Genomic DNA, 1,131 nt, shown 5'->3' with positions numbered 1-1,131 from the left:
CGCTTCTTGCACAAAGCAATGCTGATTTTGTGATTTCATTTGGTGGTGGTTCTTCTCACGATACCGCTAAAGGTATCGCGTTGGTTGCTGCTAACGGTGGTCATATTCGTGATTACTCTAAAGGTGTGCATCTATCTAAGAAACCACAACTGCCATTGGTAACCGTGAACACAACAGCGGGTACTGCTTCAGAAATGACAGTATTTGCCATCATCACTAACCAAGAAGATGAAACTAAATACCCTGTTGTTGATAAGCACTTCACGCCAATTATTGCAGTGAACGATTCAGAGCTAATGGTCGCAATGCCTAAGTTCCTAACCGCTGCAACCGGTATGGATGCATTAACGCACGCTGTTGAAGCGTATGTTTCAACTGCAGCGACACCAATCACTGATGCCTCTGCCATTAAAGCGATTGAGCTGATTGTAAACAACCTAGAAACTGCTGTGAACGACGGTCAAAATCGCGCAGCACGTGATGCAATGCAGTACGGCGAGTACCTTGCTGGTATGGCATTCTCTAATGCATCTTTAGGTTTCGTTCACTCAATGGCGCACCAATTAGGTGGTGTTTACGACCTGGCTCATGGCCTATGTAACGCTATCCTATTGGCAGAAGTTTCGCGCTTTAACGCCAAACAAGTACCAGAGCGTTTTGTTGATATTGCGAAAGCAATGGGTATCGACACCGCAGCAATGACCCAAGAGCAAGCAGTAAATGCAGCCCTTGAAGCGATTGATGCACTCTCTGAAAAGGTAGGCACCAAGCAACGCCTAGCTGATTTGGGTGTCACTGAAGATAAGCTAGCGTTCATGGCGCAAAATGCTCTAAACGATGCGTGTTCTTTAACCAACCCACGCAAAGCGAGCCTAGAAGAAATCGTAGCGATCTTCAAAGCACGCATGTAATACGCACCACCCTACAAAAAGGCTGGGGAAAAATTCCCAGCCATTATTATAAAAAGAAGGACAAATCCAATGACGACATTAACTGAAAAGCCAGGTATCTCGCTGATCAAAGCTGGCACGTTTAAGCTAAACGACCTAAGCAAATTGCTAGAAGTTGAAGGCCTAAAAAGCGACATGGCTGAAGTTGCTGTTACTAACAACAGTGCGCCATTGACGATTG

1 protein-coding gene is annotated in these 1,131 nt (G+C 45.4%); it reads left to right on the top strand.

Going from position 1 to position 1,131, the window contains the following annotated elements:
• A partial coding sequence (locus tag PMAL9190_RS19910) for an iron-containing alcohol dehydrogenase (RefSeq protein WP_087846968.1) occupies positions 1 to 911 on the top strand: 911 nt, incomplete at its 5' end.
• Between the last annotated feature and the right edge of the window lie 220 nt (positions 912 to 1,131).

The sequence above is a fragment of the Photobacterium malacitanum genome (genome assembly GCF_900185615.1).
GTDB classification, from domain to species: Bacteria; Pseudomonadota; Gammaproteobacteria; order Enterobacterales; family Vibrionaceae; genus Photobacterium; species Photobacterium malacitanum.
This window is presented reverse-complemented; position numbering and strand designations above follow the sequence as displayed.